Origin of the sequence: Mesorhizobium sp. M0276, assembly GCF_040321755.1 — a bacterium.
Classification (GTDB): domain Bacteria; phylum Pseudomonadota; class Alphaproteobacteria; order Rhizobiales; family Rhizobiaceae; genus Mesorhizobium.
Map to the genome: position 1 here is coordinate 93,102 of NZ_JAMYSC010000013.1, position 20,129 is coordinate 113,230.

At 62.8% G+C, this 20,129-nt stretch carries 20 protein-coding genes and 1 pseudogene; 8 read left to right on the forward strand and 13 right to left on the reverse strand.

All coding sequences use genetic code 11. From position 1 onward, the window contains the following. Window positions 1-170: 170 nt before the first annotated feature. Together pncA and NKJ01_RS12765 are read left to right on the forward strand one after the other, a co-directional pair. Complete coding sequence (pncA, locus tag NKJ01_RS12760) at window positions 171-785, forward strand: bifunctional nicotinamidase/pyrazinamidase (RefSeq protein WP_352728337.1); 615 nt, start codon at window positions 171-173, stop codon at window positions 783-785. A gap of 251 nt (window positions 786-1,036) precedes the next feature. Next, a complete protein-coding gene (locus NKJ01_RS12765; RefSeq protein WP_352728339.1) occupies window positions 1,037-2,404 on the forward strand; it encodes a sodium:proton antiporter in 1,368 nt (455 codons plus the stop codon). On the opposite strand, the gene NKJ01_RS12770 is transcribed toward NKJ01_RS12765, so the two are convergent. The 8 genes from NKJ01_RS12770 to gcvA form a co-directional block, all read right to left on the reverse strand. Then, entirely contained in the window at window positions 2,405-3,124 is a 720-nt protein-coding gene (locus tag NKJ01_RS12770; protein ID WP_352728340.1) for an ABC transporter ATP-binding protein, read from the reverse strand. Then, a complete protein-coding gene (locus tag NKJ01_RS12775) occupies window positions 3,121-3,846 on the reverse strand; it encodes an ABC transporter ATP-binding protein (RefSeq protein WP_352728342.1) in 726 nt (241 codons plus the stop codon). The genes NKJ01_RS12770 and NKJ01_RS12775 overlap by 4 nt, the downstream gene beginning before the upstream one ends. Further along, window positions 3,843-4,805: a branched-chain amino acid ABC transporter permease gene (locus NKJ01_RS12780; RefSeq protein ID WP_352728344.1), complete on the reverse strand. Its 963-nt coding sequence runs from the start codon at window positions 4,803-4,805 to the stop codon at window positions 3,843-3,845. The genes NKJ01_RS12775 and NKJ01_RS12780 overlap by 4 nt, the downstream gene beginning before the upstream one ends. Next, window positions 4,802-5,683, reverse strand: coding sequence for a branched-chain amino acid ABC transporter permease (locus NKJ01_RS12785; RefSeq protein ID WP_023761411.1), 882 nt, complete (start codon window positions 5,681-5,683; stop codon window positions 4,802-4,804). Before NKJ01_RS12785 ends, NKJ01_RS12780 begins: the two co-directional genes overlap by 4 nt. 220 nt (window positions 5,684-5,903) lie before the next feature. Further along, window positions 5,904-7,208, reverse strand: a complete 1,305-nt coding sequence (locus NKJ01_RS12790) for an ABC transporter substrate-binding protein (RefSeq protein ID WP_352728347.1) — start codon at window positions 7,206-7,208, stop codon at window positions 5,904-5,906. A gap of 154 nt (window positions 7,209-7,362) precedes the next feature. Continuing rightward, window positions 7,363-8,805, reverse strand: coding sequence for a hypothetical protein (locus NKJ01_RS12795; protein WP_352728348.1), 1,443 nt, complete (start codon window positions 8,803-8,805; stop codon window positions 7,363-7,365). Between the two features lie 197 nt (window positions 8,806-9,002). After that, entirely contained in the window at window positions 9,003-10,307 is a 1,305-nt protein-coding gene (pncB, locus tag NKJ01_RS12800) for a nicotinate phosphoribosyltransferase (protein ID WP_352728350.1), read from the reverse strand. Between the two features lie 151 nt (window positions 10,308-10,458). Further along, complete coding sequence (gcvA, locus tag NKJ01_RS12805; protein ID WP_352601694.1) at window positions 10,459-11,433, reverse strand: transcriptional regulator GcvA; 975 nt, start codon at window positions 11,431-11,433, stop codon at window positions 10,459-10,461. A gap of 268 nt (window positions 11,434-11,701) precedes the next feature. Here gcvA and speB point away from each other — a divergent pair, with 268 nt between their 5' ends. The 5 genes from speB to NKJ01_RS12830 all read left to right on the forward strand — a co-directional run bounded on the left by speB (window position 11,702) and on the right by NKJ01_RS12830 (window position 15,672). Continuing rightward, window positions 11,702-12,763, forward strand: a complete 1,062-nt coding sequence (speB, locus tag NKJ01_RS12810) for an agmatinase (protein ID WP_352728352.1) — start codon at window positions 11,702-11,704, stop codon at window positions 12,761-12,763. A gap of 81 nt (window positions 12,764-12,844) precedes the next feature. Further along, a complete protein-coding gene (locus NKJ01_RS12815; RefSeq protein ID WP_352728354.1) occupies window positions 12,845-13,651 on the forward strand; it encodes a transporter substrate-binding domain-containing protein in 807 nt (268 codons plus the stop codon). A gap of 6 nt (window positions 13,652-13,657) precedes the next feature. Then, the gene (locus NKJ01_RS12820; RefSeq protein ID WP_352728356.1) at window positions 13,658-14,314 is read left to right on the forward strand and encodes an amino acid ABC transporter permease; all 657 of its coding nucleotides are present in this window, start codon (window positions 13,658-13,660) and stop codon (window positions 14,312-14,314) included. Further along, a complete protein-coding gene (locus NKJ01_RS12825; protein ID WP_352728358.1) occupies window positions 14,311-14,958 on the forward strand; it encodes an amino acid ABC transporter permease in 648 nt (215 codons plus the stop codon). The genes NKJ01_RS12820 and NKJ01_RS12825 overlap by 4 nt, the downstream gene beginning before the upstream one ends. A 279-nt stretch (window positions 14,959-15,237) precedes the next feature. Then, window positions 15,238-15,672 (forward strand): FKBP-type peptidyl-prolyl cis-trans isomerase, encoded by a 435-nt coding sequence (locus NKJ01_RS12830; RefSeq protein ID WP_352601684.1) that lies wholly within the window; start codon window positions 15,238-15,240, stop codon window positions 15,670-15,672. Between the two features lie 206 nt (window positions 15,673-15,878). Here the strand turns inward: NKJ01_RS12830 and NKJ01_RS12835 are convergent, their stop codons facing one another. From NKJ01_RS12835 to NKJ01_RS12845, 3 genes are read right to left on the reverse strand one after another with little or no spacing between them, the layout of a single operon-like run. Continuing rightward, complete coding sequence (locus NKJ01_RS12835; RefSeq protein ID WP_352728359.1) at window positions 15,879-16,772, reverse strand: aldose 1-epimerase; 894 nt, start codon at window positions 16,770-16,772, stop codon at window positions 15,879-15,881. Next, window positions 16,773-17,573 (reverse strand): FadR/GntR family transcriptional regulator, encoded by an 801-nt coding sequence (locus NKJ01_RS12840; RefSeq protein WP_352728360.1) that lies wholly within the window; start codon window positions 17,571-17,573, stop codon window positions 16,773-16,775. 2 nt (window positions 17,574-17,575) lie between these two features. Continuing rightward, complete coding sequence (locus NKJ01_RS12845; RefSeq protein WP_352728361.1) at window positions 17,576-18,226, reverse strand: ABC transporter permease; 651 nt, start codon at window positions 18,224-18,226, stop codon at window positions 17,576-17,578. A 13-nt stretch (window positions 18,227-18,239) separates the two neighbouring features. Here NKJ01_RS12845 and NKJ01_RS12850 point away from each other — a divergent pair, with 13 nt between their 5' ends. After that, the gene (locus NKJ01_RS12850; protein ID WP_352728362.1) at window positions 18,240-18,512 is read left to right on the forward strand and encodes a hypothetical protein; all 273 of its coding nucleotides are present in this window, start codon (window positions 18,240-18,242) and stop codon (window positions 18,510-18,512) included. A gap of 59 nt (window positions 18,513-18,571) precedes the next feature. Here the strand turns inward: NKJ01_RS12850 and NKJ01_RS36450 are convergent, their stop codons facing one another. Both NKJ01_RS36450 and NKJ01_RS36455 read right to left on the reverse strand, forming a co-directional pair. Then, window positions 18,572-19,375 (reverse strand): ATP-binding cassette domain-containing protein, encoded by an 804-nt coding sequence (locus NKJ01_RS36450; protein WP_502905878.1) that lies wholly within the window; start codon window positions 19,373-19,375, stop codon window positions 18,572-18,574. Between the two features lie 210 nt (window positions 19,376-19,585). Next, a pseudogene (locus NKJ01_RS36455) lies at window positions 19,586-20,035 on the reverse strand (ATP-binding cassette domain-containing protein); the annotation flags it as partial. Window positions 20,036-20,129 lie beyond the last annotated feature (94 nt).

A 20,129-nucleotide genomic window follows, 5' to 3' on the forward strand; every position in this document is an offset into this window, starting at 1 on the left:
ATGATATCAAGACGGCAGGAATTGTCAAAGCCGGAGTTTGCGACCACTCGGTCGGCGCGCATTTCTTATGCCTTGAGAGGTTGACGCCGCGGCCCTTCTGGTCAAGTTTCTGCGTCCGGTCGCGTCAGCGGCATTTTCCACTGGAGCCTGCATACGGAAGAGGAAAGCCCATGGCCGACGAAGCGCTTGTCGTCATCGACCTGCAAAACGACTTTTGTCCGGGTGGCGCGCTGGCGGTTGCCGGCGGCGACGAGATCGTGCCGCTGGTCAACGACCTGATCCGGCACGCCGATCACGTCGTGCTGACGCAGGACTGGCACCCCGCCGGCCATTCCAGCTTTGCTTCCAGCCATCCGGGCGCGCAGCCTTTCACGATGATCGAAATGCCCTATGGCCAGCAGACGCTGTGGCCCGACCATTGCATCCAGGGCAGCCTGGGCTCCGATTTCCATTCCGGCCTTGCCTGGACCAAGGCCGAACTCGTCATCCGCAAGGGATTTCGGCCCGATATCGACAGCTATTCGGCCTTTTTCGAGAATGACCGCAAGACCCAAACCGGTCTTGGCGGCTATCTCCGGGAACGCGGCATCGGCACGCTGACCCTGGTCGGGCTGGCGACCGATTTCTGCGTCGCCTTCTCGGCGCTGGACGCCGTCAGCCAGGGTTTCAAGACCACCGTCAGGCTCGATGCCTGCCGTGGCATCGATCTCAATGGTTCGCTCGACACAATGCTGCACCGCATGCGCGACGCCGGAGTGACGCTCGAAGATCCCTTGTCGGACTGAACGGACCCTTGGGAAAGAGCCCCCTCACCCGGATTGCCAACCGAATTACGAAGGGTAATTCGGGGCAATCCGACCTCTCCCCGAGGGGAGAGGAGTTCGCTGGCGCCGACGCCTGCCTCTTCTCCCCGGCGGGGAGAAGGTGGCCGCGCAGCGGTCGGATGAGGGGGCCTTTCTCATGCGCTATCCGCCTCTATCCCGTGAATGCCTGGGCGGCATGCATTATAGCGGTTTTCGCAATACTATTTCCTGGAATGGCTTTTGCTGCCGAAGACCACGGCCTGCCCGGTGCCGCGATGTCGCTGTGGTGGGCGCTGCCCTTCACCGGACTGCTTTTGTCGATCGCCACCGGCCCGCTGCTGTTCCCTCATGCCTGGGAGCATCACTACGGCAAGATCGCGGGCCTGTGGGCGGCGCTGGTGATCGTGCCGCTGGCCCTTGCCTTCGGCGTCCCCTCGGCGACCGAGGCGGTGTTGCATGCGCTGCTTACCGAATACATGTCGTTCATCATCCTGCTGTTTGCACTGTTCACCATTTCAGGCGGCATTCTGGTCGCCGGCAACATTCATGGGACGCCGCTGGTCAATGCCGGGCTGTTGCTGGTCGGTGCACTGCTCGCCTCGGTCATCGGCACGACCGGCGCCTCGATGATCCTGATCCGGCCGATCCTGCGCGCCAACGACGCCAGGCCGTTCAACGCCCATGTCGTGATCTTCTTCATCTTCCTGGTCTCCAACATCGGCGGTTCGCTGACGCCTTTGGGCGACCCGCCACTGTTCATCGGCTTCCTGCGCGGTGTCGACTTCTTCTGGACGACTGCCAATCTCTATCGCGAAACGCTGTTCGTCGGCGGTCTCGTGCTGGCCGTCTTCCTAGGCATCGATATCGTCCTGCACCGGCGCGAGGCTGGCGCGCCAAAGATCAAGGATCCGACACCGGATACGGAGGTGCGTCTGCGCGGCCTGGCCAATCTTCCACTGCTGGCCGGCGTGATCGGTGCCATCCTGCTGTCGGCGGCCTGGAAGCCGGGCGTGAGCTTTTCCGCCCTCGGGGTGAGTCTCGAGCTGCAGAACCTGGTGCGCGACGCCATCATCCTGGCGCTCGCCTTCCTTTCGCTCGCCGTCTCGCGCAAGAGCCACCGCGAGGCGAACGGCTTCAATTGGGGACCGATCGCGGAAGTCGCAAAGCTGTTTGCCGGCATCTTCATATGCATCGTGCCGGTCGTCGCCATCTTGAGAGCCGGACATGACGGCGCGCTGGCGCCCCTGGTCGCCCTCGTCACTTCGTCCTCGGGCAGGCCCGACGACCTCGCCTATTTCTGGCTGACCGGCGCGCTGTCGTCCTTCCTCGACAATGCACCGACCTATCTGGTGTTTTTCGAGCTTGCCGGCGGCGACCCACGGCACCTGATGACGGAATTCGCCTCGACTCTGGCGGCGATCTCGGCCGGGGCGGTGTTCATGGGCGCGAACACCTATATCGGCAATGCGCCGAACTTCATGGTCTACGCCATAGCCCGACATCGAGGCGTGAAGATGCCGGGCTTTTTCGGCTATATGGCATGGTCCGGCCTGGTACTGATCCCGATATTCCTGATCGCGGGTTTTCTGTTTTTCGGCTGATCACCCGACACCGACATAGCGTCGCACCGCCGACGGGTCGGCGCGCAGCTCTGCGACATCGACCGTCTCGCGATTGCGGCCGTTTTCGATGAAGGCAACGCGGTCGGCGACCGAAAGCACCGCGTCGACACGCTGTTCGACCAGAATGGTCGAGACGCCCATCTCGCGCAATTGCGACACCGTCTCGCGGATCTTGGCGATCATCGACGGCATCAGCCCTTCGGTCGGCTCGTCGAGCAGCAGTACCTGTGGTTCGAGGCACAGCGCACGCGCCATCGCCAGCATCTGCTGTTCGCCGCCGGACAGCGTACCGGAGCGTTGCCTCAGCCGCTGGCGCAGCAATGGAAAAAGGTCGAGGACGTTTTCCCGCACGGCCTTGCCCTTGCCACGCGCCATCAGGCCGATCTCGAGGTTTTCGGCCACCGTCATCTCGGCGAACAGCCGCCTTCCCTGCGGCACATAGGCGACCCCGGCCTTGGGCACCTCGTGCGCCGGCAGTCCGGTCAATTCCTTGCCATCGAGCCTGATCGAGCCGGCGCTTGATGGGACCAGCCCCATGATGGCCTTGAGCGTCGTCGTCTTGCCGGCGCCGTTGCGGCCGAACAGGCACAGCACCTCGCCCTTGTTCAGCACCAGGTCTAGTCCATAGAGCACCTGGACCTCGCCATAGAAGCAGTCGAGCCCCGCGATTGCCAATGCTTCGGACTTCGTCTCCGTCATGGGGCCGTCCCCAGATAGGCTTCCTGCACCGCCGCACTCTCGCGGATCGCTTCCGGCGTGCCTTCGGCGAGAATCCTGCCAGCGTTGAAGACGGTGATGCGGTCGGCCAGTTGCATGACGACAGGCATGTTGTGCTCGATCAGAAGCACGGTGGCGTTTTTGGCGATCTCGCGCACCAGTTCGATGAAATTGTCGATCTCACTGTCGGCAAGGCCTTGCGTCGGTTCGTCGAGGATCAGCAGGCGCGGCTTCAGTGCCAGGCCCATCGCCACTTCCAGTAGGCGCTGGTGGCCATAGGACAACTGCCCGGCCGGCATGTGGGCACGATCGGCCAGCCCCGTGCGTTCGAGCGCCGCCATGACGCCTGCCCGCACCGCACCCTTCGAGCGGTCATCGCTCAGGGTCCGCTGCACCGGCAGCGCGACATTGTCGTAGGCGGAAAGATTGGCAAAGACGCTGGTGATCTGGAACGTGTAGGCGATGCCCTGGCGAACCCTGATATAGGCCGGCTCGCTGGTGATGTCGGCACCGTCGAAGATTATCATGCCGGAAGATGGCTGGATGCGGCCGCTGACCAGGCTGACGAAAGTCGTCTTCCCCGCCCCGTTCGGGCCGATGACGGCGCGGATTTCGCCCGGCATCAGTTCGAAATCGACGCCGTCGACGGCGCGCAGGCCGCCGAAGTTTCGCGACAGGCCCTTGGTGGTCAAAAGCGGCATCATGGCAGCCACCCAAGCCAGCGCTGCCGGATGCTGCCCAGAATGCCCTTGGGGAAAAACAGCACCAAAAGGATCAGCGCGATGCCGACGATCAGCAGATAGGCCGAGGTGTAGCCGCTGGTGATGTCGATGACATAATACATGAACAGCGTGCCGATCAGCGGCCCGAGTGTCGTGGCCGCACCCCCGAGCAGCACCCAGAGCAGCGGCAGGATCGAATACTGCACCGAAGCGAAGCTCGACCCGACATAGCCGAACAGCAGGGCATAGGCGGCGCCCGAAGCAGCGCAGATAGTGCCGGAGATGACGACCGCGGCGAGTTTGTTGGAGAAGGTGTCGTAGCCGAGCATCTTCGTCCGCTCCTCGTTCTCGCGGATGGCGACCAGCACGCGGCCATATCTGGAGCGGACGATCGCCAATGTGACAAGCAGCACGAGCGAGAACAGCGCCAGCGCCGTCATATAGCGCACGGTCGGATTGGTGAGATCGAGCGATCTCGAGCCGAAAGCAAGCACCCGTGCCGGTTGCGGCACGACCATGCCCTGGTCGCCACCGGTCCATGTCGCGAAGTAGAGAATGAGGAGGTAGAAGACCTGGGCGAACATCATGGTGACGATCATAAAGGCGACACCCGTGGTGCGCAGCGCCAACAGGCCTATCGCCAGCGCCAGCACTGCCCCGCAGGCGATCCCGCCAAGGAAGGCCAGTGGCACGCTCCAGCCGAGATGGATGACGGCAAGGCCGGCGCCATAGAGCCCGGCGGCGAAGAACATGGCATGGCCGAGGCTGAGCAGGCCGACATAGCCGAACAGCATGTTGTAGCCCATGGCAAAGACCGCCAGCACCATAATGCGAGCGAGCAGGCCGTGATAATAGTCCGGCAGCAGGAAGCTCAGCACGAAGAGCAGGGCGATGACGCCGAGATGCAGGGCATAGGCTTTTGCCGGCGAAGCTTCGCTCATCGCGACGCCGTCCCGAACAAGCCTTGCGGCCGGAACACCAGCACCATGGCAACGAGCAGGGTGGCGATGATCTTGGCCAGCGTCGGCGAGAAGAACATCGAGATGATGCCGTCGGACAGGCCGATCAGCACGGCGGCGACGACGGTTCCGCGCAGCGAGCCGAGGCCACCGATGATGACGACGATGAAGGACAGCAGCAGCGGGTCCTGTCCCATCAGATAATGCGCCTGGCTGATCGGCACGATCAGCACCGCGGCAACGGCCGCCAGCATGGCGCCGAGCGCGAAGACGCCGCCATAGACGCGACCGACGGGAATGCCGAAGGCCTGCGCCGTCTCGCTGTCATACTGCGTGGCGCGCATGATGAGGCCGATCTTGGTCCGCGTCAGCACCAGCCATGTCGCGACCAGAAGTAGCGCGGAAGCGGCGATAATGGACAGCTTGTAGCCGGAGTAGCCGAACCACGGCAAAAGGATGCGATAGCTGAATGGCGGCTCCACCGGCCGCGCCTCCGGACCGTAGAAGGTCAGCGCCAACTGCTGGATGATGTAGAGCATGCCGATGGTGGCAACGATGGTGGCTTCCGGATTGTAGTTGAGCCGGCGCAGCACCAAGCGTTCGGCGACCAGCGCGATAGCGCCGACGATCAGCGGCGCAATCACCAATGCAGCCAGGAAGCCGAGTGCCGGGTGGCCGCCGATCGCCGTGGTGATCGCCCAGGCGAGCACGGCACCCAGCATGAAGAACTCGCCATGCGCGACATTGACGACGCGCATGACGCCGAACACCAGCGACAAACCAAGCGCCGTCAGTGCCAGCACCGCGGAGGTGACGAGGCCTTCGAGGGCGGCGAGGAGGAGGTGCGGACCGAAGTGCATCGGCTATACGCCCAAGGCAGGCGCGAGGCGCACCCCCCTCTGCCCTGCCGGACATCTCCCCCTCAAGGGGGGAGATTGGCTGTCCCCGCTGCCTTCGCCAATAGCCGATGGTGATAAATGGCCGCCTTCGCAAGAACAGCCGATCTCCCCCCTTGAGGGGGAGATGTCCGGCAGGACAGAGGGGGGTGGGCCGAAGGGCACTGCGCTTAAAGGACCAAGCCTAAAGCGCCTGCGTCGTGTAATCCCCCTCGGGCTCGTAAAGCCCGTCCTCGATCTTGGTCTTGTGCACGACCTTCAGTTTGCCGCCTTCGACCTTGGAGATGTTCTGAATGCCGAAGCACTGGTGGATCTTGCCATTGAAGGTTTTGGGTCCTTGCGGGTGCTCGGGTCCTTCGGCGAATTCGGTCAGCGCCTCGGTCGCCTCGACCAGCTTGGCGCGGTCTTCCGGTCCCTTGTAGCCGGCATCTTCCATCGCCTTCTTGACGACGTAGAGCGTTTCCCAGCAGCCGAACATATGGGCCGCGGTCGAGACGTCCTTGGGGTCGCCGACGGCGGCACCATTGTCGTCGATGCCGACGGCGGCGCGGTAGGCCTTTTGCGCCTCGGAATCGTCTGGCTGCGCATAGCGCGGCGAGCCTTCCCAGAAATGGCTGCCATCGAGGAATTCGAGGCCGGGGCTGTTGATGTCGGTGGCTTCGAGCGAATCGATGAAACCGAACAACTGCGGCCGGTTGGAGCCGTAGAATTCGCCGAGTTCCTTGACGAAGGTGAGCACCGCCGGGCCGACCATGACGTGATAGAGCACCTCGGTCTCGGCCGGGATCTGCGGGAAGTACTTGGTGAAGGAGGATTCCGTCGGCGGGATGGCGATCTGGGCGATGACGTTGGCGCCTTGCGCCTTCAGCGCCGGCGGCAGGTAGTCGCGATGGTCGTAGCCGAAGGCGAAATCCGGGAAGATCATGGTGACCTTCTTGCCGACATTGCCTGCGATCCACGGCGCCATCGCCTGGATCTGGCTCTTCACATCGGTAATCCCGGGCTGGAAGACATACCGGTTCAGCTTGGTCGAGGCGACATGGTGGCCTTCGCTGACGACGAAATAGGGGATCTTGGCTTCGCCGGCAGCCGGCGCCGAACCGATGACGACGTGCGAGAACAGCGTGCCGAAGACGATGTCGGTCTTGTGCTGGGTGGCGAACTTGCCGACCACCTCGGCGCCACGGCCGGGATCGGTGCCGTCATCCTCGATGATCACCTCGACCTGGCGGCCATTGATGCCGCCGGCAGCGTTGATCGCCTTGACCGCGGCAGCCGTGGTCTTCTCGTACCAGCGGCCATAGGCAGCGCCGATGCCGGTGCGGTGCGACTGGAAGCCGATCTTGATCGGCGCCGAACTCTGCGCCTGGGAATAGCGTACGAAGCCGGGGGCGGTGACCAGGCCGGCGGTGGCAGCCAGACCCTTCAGCGCCGTACGGCGGGTGAGGGCAGTCTTGGAGAGGTCGAAAAATCCGTTCTTGTCAGCCATGTTTCGTTCCCCGGTTTTTCAGTTTTGACCAACGATAAGGCGGCTTAGGCATCCTCGCTCAGAGGACGCGAAAAATTGCATGTGTACAAACTAAATCACCAAAGCCTTGATGTGGCAAGCGAGCTTCCCCGACGATATCGAGGCCGCCGTTTTCTCATCCGGCGGTCGGCGTGGCAAGCAACCAGAGGCCGAAGACGGTGTAGGCGATCATCAGCAAGGTAAGCGGGAACTGGCTGAGCGCGGCGCGGGAAGGCTGCGGGTGCAGGCGCCAGGCGAAGCCGTGGGCGACCAGGACGGCGAGCACATGGCCTGATATGATGGTGCCGGCCTGGACATTCCACAGCCACCACGCCGAGTCCGCCCCGGCAACGATGCCGGCCTCGATCTGCATGTCGGCGGTGCCGAACAGGTTCCAGCCCAGCGCGAACGGGTCGGAAAGTGCCGCAAGCGCATATTGGCCGTCGACGAGCAGCGCGGTCAGATAATGAGCGACATGATAGGCGAGCGCGATCGGCACGATCGACCAGACCAGCAGGCCAGCCGCCTCGCCGAGGGTGCGATCACCGCCGGCGAGACGCTGGCCGAGCCAGACGGCAAGCAGGAACACCGCCGCCAGCAGCACGAATGTCAGCACCAACCCGAACGTGCCGCTGCCGATCACCGCGGTGCGGCCGGGAAATTCGAGCGGATTGATGCCGAACAGGCCAAGCCAGAAGAACGTCTTCGACAAGCCGTCGAACGATACCGACGACAGGGCCAGCAGCAGGAAGGCGATGCCGCTGGTCGGCAATGGCTCGGCGGCGAGCAATTTGGCGCCCGGCCTGCACAGGCCAAGCCGGCCGTTCTCATCGCGCTCTACAATCGCGAAGCGCGCCACCATCGAGAAGAAAACCGTCAGGAATTCGCCGCTGCGGCTCCAGGCACGATAGCCGAATACCAGCATCGCAAGGAAGGTGAGCAGCCAGTAAAGGCCCGCGGCTGAGGCCAGCCGCACCGGATCGTCAGGCGCCGGATCGATGAGTTCGAACCAGGCAAAGGCGAAGAACAGTATCACTGCCGGCCAGTAGCCAAGCCATCGAGGGCATTGCCACCTTCCCTCGTCGTCCCCGCCCAACAGGCGCGAGACGAGGCGCCATGGCCCGTACCACGGGTTGAGCCATGACCAGAGATCGCCGAAGACGCCTTGCAACAGCGCGACGCCGGCCCACAGCAATGTCCAGATCACCAGCGGCAACGGGTTGGAGAGCGGGTCGCGGCTGCCGGAAAATCCGGCGGCGCTCAGGAGTGCAAAGCCGGCAAAGGATATCAGACTGACGGCAGTGCGGACGCTGTCGCCGAAGGTGAATAGCGGCAGGCGCCGGCGCCAGAAACGATCGAGCCAATCCACCGGCAGCAGCGCCAGCACGAGGAAACTGACGGCAACGGCGAAGGCGCCGCCGACCAGGTAGTAGCCCGTCGGCAGGAGCAGGACATGGCCACGGTCAGAGGCGTGCGCGAAGGCGGGGGTGGGGAGGAAGGCCAGCAAAGCGATGAGGCACGGGGGCGCAACTCTCGCAGGAAGGCACTCTACGGCGCCCCCCTCTGTCCTGCCGGACATCTCCCCCTCAAGTGGGGAGATTGGCAGTTTCTTCGATCGGCGCCTCTTTCGCTGCGTGGGGGATTGGCGAAAGCCGAAGTGACAGCCAATCTTCCCCCTTGAGGGGGAGATATCCGGCAGGACAGAGGGGGGTGGGCGGGAACTCAAGCTATCCGAGATTTCATCTTTGCCGGTGATGCGAGATCTTTCGCGGTTTCTCACACCTTGACCAGTTGCTCCACGCGGTCCTTCTCCCCGAAAATCCTGATATAGCGCTCGATCTCTTTCTCATCTCCGGTCGCCTTGGCCGGATTGTCGGAGAGCTTGACCGCCGGCCTGCCATTGGCCTCGGTGACCTTGCAGACCAGCGATATGGCGTCGAGGCTGTTGGTTTCGGTCGGCGCGCAGCCTTCGAAATCATTGGTCAAATTGGTACCCCAGCCGAAGGACATGCGCACCTTGCCTTTGAAGTGGCGGTAGGTCTCTTCGATTGTCTCGACCTCAAGTCCATCGGAGAAGATCAGCAGCTTCTGGCGGGGATCCTTGCCCTTGTCGCGCCACCACGACAGTATCTTCTCGCCGCCCTCGATAGGCGGCGCGCTGTCGGGGCGGAAACCGGTCCAGTCGGCCACCCAGTCCGGCGCGTCGCGCAGGAACGACGCGGTGCCGAAGGCGTCGGGCAGCACGATCAGCAGATTGCCGCCATAGTAGCGCTGCCAGTCCTGCAGCACCTTGTAGGGCGACTGTTTCAGCTCTTTTTCGGAATTGGCCAGCGCCGCGAATACCATCGGCAGTTCATGCGCGTTGGTGCCGAGCGCTTCGAGGTCGTTGTCCATCGCCAGAAGCACGTTGGAGGTGCCGGTGAACGCCTCGCCGATACCTTCCTTCAGCGCTTCGACGCACCAGCGCTGCCACAGGAAGGAATGCCGCCGGCGCGTGCCGAAGTCTGAGATGCGAATCCCGGGCAGCGCTTTCAGCCGTTCGGTCTTGGCCCACATCTTGGCCTTGGCGCGGGCATAGAGCACATCGAGCGCGAATGGCCCGAACGCCCGCATGGCGGCGCGAGATCGGAGTTCGTTGATGATCGCCAGCGCCGGGATCTCCCACAAAGTGGTGTACATCCACGGCCCGTTGAAGGTCAGTTCATATTGCCTGTCCCGCTTCGACAGCTCGTATTCGGGCAGCCGGAAACCTTCGAGCCAGGCGAGAAACTCCGGCTCGAAGATCTGCTTGCGGCCGTAGAAATTATTACCGGCGAGCCAGATCATCTCCTTCTTGGAGAAGCGCAAGGTGCGGGCATGATCGAGCTGTTCGCGCAATTCGCTCTCATCGATCACGTCTGCGAGGCGAACCGAAGTGGTGCGGTTGATCAGCGAGAAGGTGGTCTCGACCTTGGGGTACATGCCCCAGATCATCTGCAGCATCAAAAGCTTGTAGAAATCCGTGTCGAGCAGGCTGCGCACGATCGGATCGAGCTTCCAGGTGTGGTTGTAGACCCGCCGCGCAATATCGGTCTTAGCCATGTTTCAACACCGCCTTTGCTGCCTGCAATCCACAACCGCGACAGGCCTCATAGCATCGAATTCGCCAGAACGCTGCCCGGTTTCAGGCTGGCCCGACAAAAAGAGAGACCTGCGGAGGCGGAAGACCACTGATGGCCACCGCAAGCCGCTGTCAGGTCCCGGTTTTGGCACCGATGACCCTGAGCGCCGGACGCTTGCGGCGGCTGACGATGCGGCCGGCCACCGGCGCGTCGGCGCGGCCGTCATCCCCGGCCTTCTCGGCAAACAGCCAATCGATGAACACCTGCACGATCGGTGTCGCCCTCATTTCGTTGCGACAGACGACATAGAAATCGTCGACCGCCGGCACCGACAGGCTGAACGGCGCGACCAGCATACCCCTGGCCAGCAGCGCGCTCGCCGTCACGGAATCGCCCAGCGCCACGCCATGGCCATGCACCGCCGCCTCGGTCGCCATGCGTGCATCGCCAAGATGATGGCGGCGGCCTCGCTCCAGGTCCAGCGCATCGGCGGCCGCCAGCCATGTGTGCCATTCGCGGCCATCGTCGCCATGCAGGAAGACATGGTCGGCGAGATCCCTGACGCTGCGGATCGGACGGTTGTTGATCAAGGTCGGGCTGACCACGGGAAACAGTTCGAGGCCCGACCATTTGCGCATCCAGCAATCGGCCCAACTGCCGTCGCCATAATGCACGCAGACGTCGATATTCGGCGCCCGCAAATCCCTGGGGTCATTGGAGGGAATAAGCGTCAGACTTATGTCGGGATATTGCGCCATGAAACTGCCGAGCCGCGGTGTCATCCACAACAACAGCAGCGCCGGCACGCAGGAGACCGAAAGTGTGCCGCTGCTCGCTGGCCTTGTCATGCGCTGGGTGGCGGTCGCGATGCTGTCGAAGGCCGTCGAGACCGCCGGCAAAAGTTCGGCGCCATGCGGCGTCAGCTTGACCCGCTGACCGACCCGCTCGAACAGCTTGACGCCGAGCGACTGCTCGAGTGCCTTGATCTGGTGGCTGATGGCGCCATGCGTGACATTCAGTTCACTCGCCGCCTTGGTCAGCGAGCCATGGCGGGCCGTTGCCTCGAAGGCACGCAGCGGATTGAGAGGCGGCAGCCGATTGCCCATGAGCATCCATTGAAGCACGATCCCGAAAAGTGGAGGCCGGTTTTCGGATGTGATCGTGCTTAGAGTTCATTGTGAGATTTTCTCACAGAGAACACGCTAACATTATCATTTGATTTTTCAATGGGGCTGCCAGACACTTGAGCCCGAAACAGCTTCAAGACGTGAAATCTGCAGGCAGCCAGCGCGACAGCGACCCGCCCGGACGACGGTCGGCTCGCCAGGCATCGCCAACGGTCGCACTGCATCAGCCCGGGCAGGAGGAGCGGATATGGGATACGATCGCGGCAAGCTCGATGCGTTGCGTCGCAAGTATGGTGAAAGCCATGGCGGCGAGATGTTCGACCTGAAGTTCCGCAAGGTCGCCGACAAGATCTTTTCCAAGAGCGGCACGCGGCTGGCGCCCTATTCCGGCATCCCGACCTTCCTCGCCGCACCTTACCGCGAAATAGCAGCCGACAATCCGGATTTCGGCGATTTGCAGGTGGCGATGATCGGCGTGCCGATGGATCTCGGCGTCACCAACCGGCCGGGCTCGCGCTTCGGGCCAAGGGCGCTGCGCGCCATCGAGCGCATCGGCCCCTACAACCACGTGCTGGAATGCGCACCGACGCATGAGCTCAGGGTCGCCGATATCGGCGATACGCCGTTCCGCAGCCGCTACCGGCTGGAGGTCAGCCACGAAGACATCGAGCACCGCACCAACCAGATCGTCGATGCCGGCGTCATCCCATTGTCTGTGGGCGGCGACCATTCGATCAGCCATCCGATCCTGAAAGCCGTCGGCAAGAAGGCTCCGGTCGGGCTGATCCACATCGATGCCCATTGCGACACCAGTGGCCTGTTCGACATGACCAAATTCCACCATGGCGGGCCATTCCGCAACGCCGTGCTAGACGGCGTGCTCGATCCGACGCGCACGATCCAGATCGGCATTCGCGGCTCGGCCGAATATCTGTGGGAGTTCACCTATGAGTCCGGCATGACGGTGGTCCATGCCGAGGAAGTGACCGGTCTCGGCATTCTCGCCATCATCGAGAAGGCGCGCAAGATTGTCGGCGACGGCCCTACCTATGTCTCCTTCGACATCGACAGCATCGATCCGGCCTTCGCGCCCGGCACCGGCACGCCGGAAGTTGGCGGGCTGACGACGCGCGAAGTGCTTGAATTGCTGCGCGGTCTCAAGGGCCTCAACATCGTCGGCGGCGATGTCGTCGAGGTGGCGCCGCAATACGACGCCACCACCAATACGGCGCATGCCGCCGCACAGGTGCTGTTCGAGATCCTGAGCCTGATGGTGTTCAGCCCGGCTGTTACCGGCAAGGGAACCTGACGTTCAGAAAGCAAAGTCGGCCGCCGTACTGGAGCCAGTGGCCGTATCAGACAAACAAAGCGTCCAGACAGGGGAATAAAAATGACGATCCGAAAGACATTTACCTCAATCGCCGCCGTGCTGATGCTTGGCACGACCGGTTTCGGCCTCGCAATCCAGGCCGCCAGCGCCGATGCGCTGGCAGATATCACCAAGGCCGGCGCCATCAATGTCGGCGCCTTCGCCGATTTCCCACCCTTCTCTTCGGCCAGTGCCGACATGAGCCTCAAGGGCTATGACATGGATGTCGCGCAATACATTGCCGACACGCTCAAGGTGAAGCTCAACCCAGTCTCCGTCACCGGCCAGAACCGCATCCCATACTTGAACGACCACCGCGTCGATCTCTTGATGAGCGTCGGCTATTCGAAGGAACGCGAGCAGGTGATCGACTTCGCTGTCGCTTACGCGCCCTACTACATCGCCGTCATCGGACCGGCGGCTCTTTCGGTCAAGGGCAAGGAAGACCTCGCCGACAAGTCGATCGCCGTCAACCGCGGCACGCTGGAAGACACCTCGCTCACCGAGGCGGCACCGGCGTCTGCCGACATCAAGCGCTTCGACAACTACAATTCGGTGATCCAGGCCTTCATCTCGGGCCAGACGCAATTGATGGTCGTCGGCAACGATGTCGGCGCGCAGGTGCTGGCCAAGCAGGACGCGCTGAAGCCCGAGCAGAAGTTCCAGCTTCTGACCTCGCCCTCCCATATCGGTCTCAACAAGAATGAGGACAGCCTGAAAAAGGCGGTCAACGACGCCGTCGCCAAGATGCTGGCGGACGGCAAGCTCGACGAAAGTTCGAAAGCCTGGCTGAAGACGCCGCTCAATCCCGACAATCTCAAGGATTGAGTTTCCGTGGCTTTTGCCTGGCTTCCAGGTGCCGTCGGCGACATAGCGCGCGGCGCGGCCACGACGATCCTGTTGATCGCCGTGACCACGCTGGCGGGAACGTTCCTCAGCATCCTGGGTGCCGCGGGGCGCCGCAACGGCCCGGTGCTGCTCAAGCGGGCCATCGCCTGGTATGTCGAGATCATCCGCAACACGCCGTTCCTGGTGCAGCTGTTCTTCATCTTCTTCGGCCTGCCTAGCCTCGGCATCAGGCTCGACCCGGTGCTTGCCGCCATCCTGGCGATGACGCTCAACATGGCGGCCTACACCATCGAGATCGTCGGCGCCGGGCTTGACGCCGTGCCCGGCGGGCAGACGGAAGCAGCGCTCGCGCTGGGCCTGAGACCACGCCAGGTCTTCATCAAGATCGTGTTGCCGCAGGCGCTCAAGGTGATCTTTCCGGCGCTGACCAGCCAGATCGTCATTATGATGCTGGAGTCTGCCGTGGTGTCGCAGATCGCGGTGCGTGAGCTGACCTACGAGGCCGACATGCTGCAGGCGCGCACCTTCCGTTCCTTCGAGACCTATTTGGTCGTGACGATGGTCTATCTACTGATGTCGATGGCCTTGCGCCGGCTGCTGGTCACAGGCGGCCGCCGCGTCCTGGGGGCTGGCGTGTCATGATCGAATTCACCTTCTGGGACATCGTGCGCAACCTGCTGCTCGCCGCTCGCTGGACGGTGCTGCTTTCGCTGGCGGCCTTCATCGGCGGCGGCATCGTCGGCCTGGTCGTGCTGTTCTTCAGGATCGCCAAGAATAAGTGGAGCCGGCGCGTCGCCTCCGGCTACATCGCCCTGTTCCAGGGGACGCCGCTCTTGATGCAGCTGTTCCTGATGTTCTTCGGTCTGCCGATGCTGGGCCTGCGCATCGAGCCATGGACGGCGGCGGTGCTCGGCCTCACCTTCTTCGCCAGCGCCTATCTGGCCGAAATCTGGCGCTCCGGCGTCGCCGCCCTGCCGCCAGGCCAATGGGACGCCGGCGCCAGCCTCGGCCTGCACTATCTGCAGGAGCTCAGGCTGATCATCCTGCCGCAGGCGTTTTCGATCACCCGCGCGCCCATCGTTGGTTTCCTGGTGCAGCTCATCAAATCGACGGCGCTGACCTCGATCATCGGCTTCGAGGAACTGGTGCGCACCTCCAACGCCATCAACAACGCCACCTTCGAACCCTTCAAGGTCTACGGGCTGGTGGCTCTGATCTTCTTCGTCATGTGCTTTCCGCTGACGCAGTACGCGCGGAAGCTCGAAAAGCGAGCGATGGCGCATTGAGGCCGAATGCACGTTGATGTTGACGGGCATCGACGGCGACTACACTGAGTGCGGTGCTGGCTTGGCCGGCGCTGAAGATCGCCGACAGTATCATAGCACAGGCAGCACGCGAATGAAGGCGACGCATGGGGAAGCCAGTCGGCAGCTCTAGCGCTTTACATCTGCAGCCGAGTACCTAGTTTTAAAGCTTCGCACCGTGCACCTTCGTGCGTGGATGATCGAGAACGGGACCGTGAGCTCTGGCCGGCCCCATCAAAAACTTCCGAAAGGATGACTGCTATGACACAGGCCAAGAATGGCGACACCGTGCGCATCAACTATACTGGACGTCTGGCCGACGGCACTCAATTCGATGCTTCCGGCAGCGAACCGCTGCAATTCACGCTGGGTGAAGGGCAACTGATCCCTGGCCTTGAAACCCAGGTCGAGGGCATGGAGGTGGGTGCGAAAAGCACCGTCAAAGTTCCCGCCGAGGCCGGCTATGGGCCACACCGCCCTGAAGCGGTCATGACCATCGATCGCGCCAAGGTGCCAGACAACATCAACGTCGATGTCGGCACTCGATTGCAGGTTAGAACCGGCGACGGGCGCCCCATGCCTGTAACGGTCGTCGGCGCGGACGACTCCAGCGTCAAGCTCGACGGCAATCATCCGTTGGCCGGTAAGGACCTGGTGTTCGATGTTGAACTGGTCGAGATCGTTCAGGCGGCGTAGTTTCGGCGTCAACGGGATGAATCATGGCTGAAAGTTTGAGTCACCGGTTCGACTCAACCCGCAGCGCGAAGAATATGACGGTCGCCGAGCAACGGGCGGCCGTCCCATATCAATGTCCGAACACCAGCGGCGGCGCCAGGCGATCCCGCCGCAACAGCGCCAGAAGCAGCGCGCCGCCACGGCCAGCCGGGCGGCCGCTGTTGCCTTTACTTCGGTATAGGCAAAGATGAGACACGGAAGCTGCAACCTGCCACCAGGCTCTCGCCAGGGCCAAGCACCGTCAATCCATTCCATTTGTCGATCGAGCCGCGGTTGTGAGCATCGACGACATGACTTATCGGCTCGAAACAGAAGAAGTCGCTCGCCTGCGATGGCGAATAGACCTGGTAGAAGTTCAAAGGCGGCGACGCTTCGATCCTGAGGCCGCAATTTTGCTCCGGCCAACATATGGAAGCGACGCCGTCCCAGCCGGCGAAGGCATTGTTTATCCATCCGACCGGCAAGGCAGTCGGCGTGCCGAAATCCCAATCGGGACGGGTTTTGACATCCACGAACCCGTCGGGAAGATGGTCGGGCCGTTCGAGGCAGACCTGTGACGCCGGGGCGTGAAGCGTTGTCCGTGAGGTTCTGGGCAACCATGGATGGATGCCAAGTCCGAACGGAAGCCTGACCGTCGCGCGGTTGACGATTTGAAGCAGCAGTTCGAGCGTCTGGCCAGTCAGCGCGTAGCTCACCTCCGCGCGGTACCGGTACGGGCCGGGTCCCTCACTGATCAGCGACATCCTGGCTTGGTCCGGCGTCAGGCTGTCGACATCCCATGCGCTTGAAAATCCATTGCCGTGAATGGGGAACGGCTCGCCGGCAAGGTTGGGAAGCAGTTCGTGGAACTTGGCGTCGAAGGTGAAGCCGCCGCTCGAGATGCGATTTGACCAAGGCAGGAGCAAATTGCAGGCGAGATCGAAGGGGTTCGAACTCCCGTGCTCCGGCCATGGCCTGAACAGCGGCACGCGGCCATGGTCGAACCGCGCCAGACCTGCCCCAAGCGACGGAACAATCTCGGCGGACAGGTCGCCGCTTCGAATTTCAATGGTCTCGATCATTCAGACGGTATCGGCCTTGGCAGCGGCGGCCGGCTGTTGATGGCGACCCTTGCGGGCGACAGCGAGAAGGTCATTCGACGCGATGCCGATCAGCGCTTTCATCTGGTCATGCGCGTCGTCGACCCTGCGCATGCGGATGGCCTCCAGCACGTCGCCATGCGCGCTCAGTGTCTGCTGGTAGTTGGCGGTGGCCGATGTGGTCAATCGGAAGGAGAAGCTCAGCGCCGCCGCAAGCATGTTGCCGAGATTGGCGAAAACCGGGTTGCGGCTGGCGCGCAGGATGGCGGTATGAAAGCGGACGTCGGCGTCGAGACAGGCGGCGAGGTCATCCTCCGGCGCTATGCGCATGGCCTCGTAGGCGGCTTCGATCACAGCGAGATCGCCCGAGGTCGCCATCTTCGCCGCAAGCTGCGCGGCAGCTGGCTCGATGACCAGCCGCGCCTCGATCAAGCCGCGAACAAAATCGAGATCGGGCTCGATGTCGCGCATCCATTCGAGAACCTGCGCATCCAGCCTGTTCCATTCGCTCGATACACGCACGCGGGTGCCTGCCCGCTTGCGCGCCTCGATCAATCCCTTGGCCGAAAGCGTCAGCAGCGCATCGCGAAGCGCTGTGCGGCTGGCGCCGTAGATGACACACAGTTCAGCCTCGGTCGGCAGCAGCGCGTGCTGTGCATAGGTGCCGGCGAGAATGCGCTGTCCGAGATCGCGGGCGATACGATCCTTGAGGGATGACGTGGCGCCATCTCCGGCAGGCGGGTCCTGCTTGCCTTGGCCAATCGAAGCAGTCGCCGCGTCCATCGTCATGTCCTGTTCAAGTGGTACTCGGCAATCACCACAGCAAGGATCAGCAGCGAGCCTTTTGCAAGCAATTGATAAAAGGTTGGTACCGACGTCAGTATCATTCCATTGTTGAGCACGCCAATGATGGCGACGCCGAGCAGTGCGCCGACAATCGTTCCCTTGCCGCCCTGCAAGGCGCAGCCACCCAGCACCGCCGCTGTAATGGCCTCGAGTTCCAGGCCCTGCGATCCGGACACAGGCTGCCCCGAGCCGGTGCGGGCAGCCAGCAGGATCCCGGCCAGACCGGCGGCAACGCCACTCATGATGTAGATGCCGACGCGATAGCGGTTGATGTTGATGCCGGAGAAGCGGGCGACAACGGGATTGCCGCCGAGCGCATAGATGTTGCGGCCGACGATCGAGCGCGCCAGGAAGAGATGGAACACGATCGCGGTCAGAACAAGAATCCAGATCAGCAGCGGCAGGCCGAGGATCCGCCCAATGCCTATGAACCGGAACGTGTCGCTGAAGATGGCGATCGACTGGCCATCGGACATGATGAAGGCGATACCCCGAAAAATAGCCATGGTGCCGAGCGTGGCAATGACCGCATTGACCCGTCCGTAGGTGATGATGATGCCGTTGACGAGACCGGCAAGACCGCCAAGCACCAGGCCGGCAACGATGCCCGCCGAGGGCGACCCGGTCGCTTGGGGCCATTGCAGTCGATACGGTGGTCAGGCCGACAGTGGCGCCGACGGCGATATCGAGGCCGCCGGCGACAATGACAACCGTCTGGCTCATCGCCAGCACGCCGAGGATGGTGATGCCGAGACCGATGTTGAGCAGGTTTCGGCTGGAGAAAAACACATCGGCGCGCAGCGAACCGAAGATGACGACGAGAATGGCGAGCGCGACCAGCAGGCTGATGTTGTGAACGCCAAGGCGCTCCACTAGGCGCGAGGAAGCCCCCCTGGCGCCGGTCTGCGCTTTCGAGGCGCGAAGCTCGAGGCTGTTCATTGGATGTGGTCTCCGAGCGCTGGTGCCGATTGCGGCATGGCGTGTTTGAGGATCGTCGCCTCGTCGATGTCGGGCCGGGACAATTCGGCGGTGATGCGGCCTCCCGCCATGACCAGAACCCTGTCGGCGAGGCCGATGAGTTCCGGCATTTCCGAAGAGATCAGGATGATGCCGATCCCGCTTGCCGCGAGTTCATCGATCAGCCGATAGATTTCCGCCTTGGCGCCGATGTCGATGCCGCGGGTCGGTTCGTCCAGGATGAGCAGCATCGGCTGCCGGGCAAGCCAGCGCGCCAGAACGACTTTCTGCTGGTTGCCGCCCGACAGCTTTGAAACCTGTTCGTCGAGATTCGGAGCCTTGATCGACATCTTGGCTGCCAGAGGCGAGACAATCTCCAGCGCCTTGCGCCGATTGAAGAAGCCGAAGCTCGACGTCTTGTCGGGCACGCAAAGTGCCGCGTTGTCGAGAATGCTTCTAAAGAGCAGCAGCGCCTCGTGCTTGCGGTCTTCCGGGGCAAAGCCAATGCCGGCGACGATTGCCGCATGCGGACTGTTGGCGAGAACCGACACACCGTTCATGGCTATGGTTCCAGCGAGGCGGCGGTCATAGCCGACAATCGCCTTTGCCAGTTCGGATCGGCCCGCACCCATGAGGCCGGCGATGCCGAGCACTTCGCCTCGGCGAACCCTGAGGCTGACATCGCTGACGCGGTCGGTGCTCAGGCCCGCCACGTCCAGCAACAGTTGTCCCGCCCGCCACGTCTCGCGCGTGAACAGGTCGGCTATGTCGCGGCCGACCATGAGCTTGGCAATGGTCTGTTCGCTGGCACCGGCTGCCGGCGAATCGTCGACCAGCCGACCGTCGCGCAAAACGACGATGCGGTCGGCAAGGTCGATGATCTCGTTCAGCCGGTGCGAGATGTAGACGATCGATGTTCCCTCTTCGCGCAGTCGGCGGATGACTGAAAACAGGCGGCGCGCCTCGTCATCGGTCAGCGACGAAGTCGGCTCGTCGAAGGCGATCAGGCGGCCGCCGGCGCGGATGGCGCGCATGATCTCGATCATCTGCCGTTGCGCCGGGCCGAGTGTGCTGCACAGTTGCCGCGGCCGCATGTCCTGCTGCATGCCGAAGGTCGCAAGCACCCGGTCCGTCTGTTCCTCCAGCTTGCGCCAGTCCAGCAGCACGCCCGCCAGTCGCGGCAATTCACCGACGAAGATATTTTCGGCAACCGTCAGGTTCGGCACGATCTCCGGCTCTTGATGGATGACGCGAATTCCGGCCCGATGGCTGTCGCGCGGCTCGCCGAAAACAATCGGCGTGGAACCGTGCCGCACGGTGCCGCCGTCGGGGCCGAACACACCTTCGAGAATGCGCATCATCGTTGATTTGCCGGCGCCGTTCTCGCCGACCAAAGCGAGCACCTCGCCCGGCCGGAAGGCGATCGAGACGCTGTCGAGCGCCTGCACGACGCCAAAGCGCTTCGATACCTTGTCGAGCGAGAAGAATTCCGGTTGGGTCAAAGCTCACTCCTTGGGAATACGTGCAACCGTACAG